The organism is Desulfosarcina sp., assembly GCF_041551955.1.
Taxonomy (GTDB): domain Bacteria; phylum Desulfobacterota; class Desulfobacteria; order Desulfobacterales; family Desulfosarcinaceae; genus Desulfosarcina.
In genome coordinates, this window is the sequence record NZ_JBFELV010000500.1 from 1 (window position 1) to 3,489 (window position 3,489).

Annotated in this window: 3 protein-coding genes and 1 pseudogene; 1 reads left to right on the forward strand and 3 read right to left on the reverse strand. The window is 56.9% G+C overall.

The window, feature by feature from the left end; genetic code table 11:
- From ABYV26_RS23135 to ABYV26_RS23145, 3 genes and pseudogenes are all read right to left on the reverse strand, one after another.
- Positions 1-417, reverse strand: a pseudogene (locus ABYV26_RS23135) (creatininase family protein); the annotation flags it as partial.
- Positions 418-477: 60 nt separating this feature from the next.
- Entirely contained in the window at positions 478-1,551 is a 1,074-nt protein-coding gene (locus ABYV26_RS23140; RefSeq protein ID WP_372683717.1) for a DUF1611 domain-containing protein, read from the reverse strand.
- Entirely contained in the window at positions 1,548-2,645 is a 1,098-nt protein-coding gene (locus ABYV26_RS23145) for a pyridoxal-phosphate dependent enzyme (protein ID WP_372683718.1), read from the reverse strand. The genes ABYV26_RS23140 and ABYV26_RS23145 overlap by 4 nt, the downstream gene beginning before the upstream one ends.
- A gap of 468 nt (positions 2,646-3,113) precedes the next feature.
- On the opposite strand from ABYV26_RS23145, the gene ABYV26_RS23150 reads away from it, so the two are divergent.
- Entirely contained in the window at positions 3,114-3,404 is a 291-nt protein-coding gene (locus tag ABYV26_RS23150; RefSeq protein WP_372683719.1) for a hypothetical protein, read from the forward strand.
- Positions 3,405-3,489: the final 85 nt, after the last annotated feature.

Here is a 3,489-nt window from a genome sequence, read left to right on the forward strand (position 1 = left end):
GACTGCCGTCAGCCGGGCTGCCTCCCCCACCAGAAAGGGGTTGGGCTCTAAAAACTTCTTGACGAAAATTTCCCGGGCGGTGTTCTCCGCCATCTCCTTGAGAAACCGGCGGTCGGTTTTATCGAACAGGCCGTTGAAGACGATGTCGCGGCAGAACAGACCGTAATTGAGGGCCACCTGGGCGGCGATCATGTCGGCCAAGTTCCGGGAGTCGGGTCTTCCGGGATCGAACACATCCTCTTCGTAGGTATAAATCAGCTCGGTCTGCTCAGCCTGATCGCCGTAAAACAGTCGATAAGGCGCCACCAATCGTTTTCGCTCAAGCTTCACCGGCCCCACCTCCAGCCGGTCGAACACTGTTAAAAGGCTCAGGGGGTCATGATTGCTTTCTACAGGCGGACGGGGTGATTCCGGCATTGGCGCTGCCTTTCCGATGAAATGTCTTTTTTCGATATCCCTTCAACACACGTTTGACCGTTACCGCTTCTTCAAATGCGGAACCAACGTGGCGGCAAGCCCGGCCCCCTGATCCCGGAGCACATCGAATGCCGGCAAACCCACCACCTTTTCAATGGCGTCGCAGACGATGGGGATCTGATCCTCAACAAGGTCTTCGTGGTTGACGGTGACGGCAACGACCGGTTTTCCGGAAATGCCCTCGATCGCCTGGATCTGCCGCGCCAGGGGCTGGATCGGGTAGCCGGGGAAGCCGTCATATTCTTTTCTGGCCGGAGCGTGCTGCAGGACCACCAGGTCCGGCCGGCCGGCCGCCAGGAGTTCGAAACCGCCCGGGTAGGCCGGATTCATCAGGCTGCCCTGCCCCTCGATGACGATCACGTCGGGGTGCTGCTCGTTCCAGGCCTGCCACACGGCATGCTCGATCTCTCCGGACACGAAATCGTTCACCAGCGAATCCATGATGATGCTGTACCGGGCGCCCTGCATCCAGGCGGTCTGGCCGGTGCCGATCATCTGGGTCCGATACCCCAATCGTTCTAAGGCCTGCACCATCAGCCAGGCGGTGGTCCGCTTACCCACGGCCGAGTCGGTTCCCAGCACGGCGATCTTTAACGCGGCCACATCTTCGATCTTGCCGGAAAAAAAGTGCAGCCGGTCCCTGGTTGGCGGTTTGCGGATGTCCCTGACCACCACGCCGCGTATGCCAGCCTGCCGGGCGATCTCCTCATCCTCGGACAGAAAATCGTGCAATCCGCAGTCCACATTGAGATTCATGTCGATGGCCGTGATTACATCCTGGCGGGCGCTTTTTTCCAGTCGCCCACCGTCGGGGGCGATGCCGATCACCAGGTGAGTGGCCGGGGAACCTGCATTTTCGGCAGTCTGCATGGCTGTCTCGATGGAGTCGACCACCGGGATGCCGCAGGCTTTGCCGTCGATCACCTCTCCGGCATCCCGGCCCGCATACCGGGAATCCACTACGGCGGCGATCACATACCGGCGGCAGAACCGAACCAGGCCATGGGCCGTTTTGCCGTTTAGCGTATTGAACGCACCTTCACAATAGACAATCGCATTTCCGTCGACCTTCATGATTTTCTCCCCGTCAGAACGACCACATAACGGTCGCTGGGCAAAGGGTTTAGCCTGTGGTTTTCGACCAGGGCGATCAGTCCGGCCGTAGAGGCGGGTAGCACATCCAGTCCCTCCCGCTCACGGATCAGGCGGGAATACAGGCGCATGTTCTTGTCCGAGGCATCACCGGCCCAGCCGCTGGTCTCACGAATGGCCTTGAGTGCCAGGTTTCCGTCAATGGCGTGCCAGTTGATCAGCGGCTCATTGACCCGGGTTTCCCGGATTTTTTCGGGGACCAGGTCTTCACACGTCGGTTTGTTCTTCAACGCGGCGTGGACAATGGGGTTTTTCCGAAATGAGGAGCCGGCCACCATCCGCGGCATGCGCGATGTCTTGCCCCGTCGATGCAGACTGGCAAATCCCTTGCACACCCCGGCAAATGTCGTCCCGTTGGACACCGGTACGGCGACCGCCGCCGGCGCATCGCCCAACTCATCGTATATTTCGTAGGAGATACCGCCGTAAGCACCCAGCTGCATCGAGGTGTTGCTGCCGCCCGGGTTGGCATCGTACCACTCCTCTTTATCCGCCTGTTCGCTGGAGGCTTTCACCGCCCCTTCATAGTCGCCCGGCACACGGACGATTTCCGCTCCCAGCGACTCGATCTCCCGTATTCGCCGGGTATGGTAATTGCCCGGGATGTAGATGACGCAGCGGATTCCGGCCAGGGAGGCCGCCAGGGCCTGTGCTACGCCGAAGTTGCCGCAGGTGGCCACCGTGATGGTGTCGTACCGGCGCCGCAAGGCATCCATAGCCTGGGCAAAGGCCACCCGGTCTTTCTGGGTGCCGGTGGGATTGCCCCCCTCGAACTTCAAAAAAATCTGGCGCAAACCGGTCTCCCGCTCGATGTTGCGGGCTCGGATGAAAGCGGTATCGCCCACTTCGGAATCGATGATATCCTCGTAGGCCTCCAGACGCTCAGACAGGGGACGGGAGTGGTCGGCGGTAATTTCCCGCTGCCGGTTCACCTCATTGTGGATTTGTTGAAACTCACCTGACGCACCGTCCATCAACCCGAACGGCTGGGTGAGATGGTTGTTTCCATCGGTCATTTTCGATGCCCTCAATAGGGGATTAACTAACGTTCCTGACTGCCGGAAAGCAACTACGGCCAAATCGACGTTCACGATCGTTCGGGGCTTTTTTGAATCCAATCCACCCAGATCACACCCGCGTGCCGCCTTCTTGTCTGTGGACAATGCGGACAGATCCAAGGTGGAACAAATGGTTCCGGTTTATAAAAAACCAGAACCCACCTGTCATTTTCAATTATAATAAAGATAACAATATGTTGGTTAAATAGGCACAGGATTCAAGAATTCCGGTGCGGCAAACGGTCGGTTACTGATCGGGTCTGGTAGTTCTGATTTTATACTAGTGTCTACGATTATTCAAACAATATCTGATAGATATGATAATGGCCCGATCATTGCTCAAACTGATATACCGGACTGCAGGCACCGCCCGGCGAATTTTTTTGAGGACAGATTGTCCTTTCCAGTCAACGAAGGAGAAAAAAAATGAAACAAAGAGGAATAAAGCTGATGATGGTGTTAATCACGTTGGTCTTGATGTCGGCGATCCCCTTGTCCGCAATGGCCTCGGAACCGGTGACGATCCAGGGTGAGGTCAACGACAGCTACCAGATCGTTGACAGCAACGGTCAGGTTTACGAGATCGCCGAAACTGAAAAAGGCAACGAGCTCGTCGAAAACCACATCGGTGAGAAAGCGAAGGTGGTGGGTACCCTTCAGCAGGATCAGGATGTAAAAATCCTTACAGTTACCACGTTCGAAATTCTCGCGGAATAAGACACCGGGGACCCGGCCATGAATACGGCCGGGTCCCTTTCATAAGAAATATGAGTGTCTATGAGCAAAAAGGTTACCGCGTCCA

Excerpts from the sequence above, each read along its gene's own strand:
- ABYV26_RS23140 (WP_372683717.1), bottom strand. The coding sequence starts at position 1,551 with ATGAAGGTCGACGGAAATGCGATTGTCTATTGTGAAGGTGCGTTCAAT.
- ABYV26_RS23145 (WP_372683718.1), bottom strand. The coding sequence starts at position 2,645 with ATGACCGATGGAAACAACCATCTCACCCAGCCGTTCGGGTTGATGGAC.
- ABYV26_RS23150 (WP_372683719.1), top strand. The coding sequence starts at position 3,114 with ATGAAACAAAGAGGAATAAAGCTGATGATGGTGTTAATCACGTTGGTC.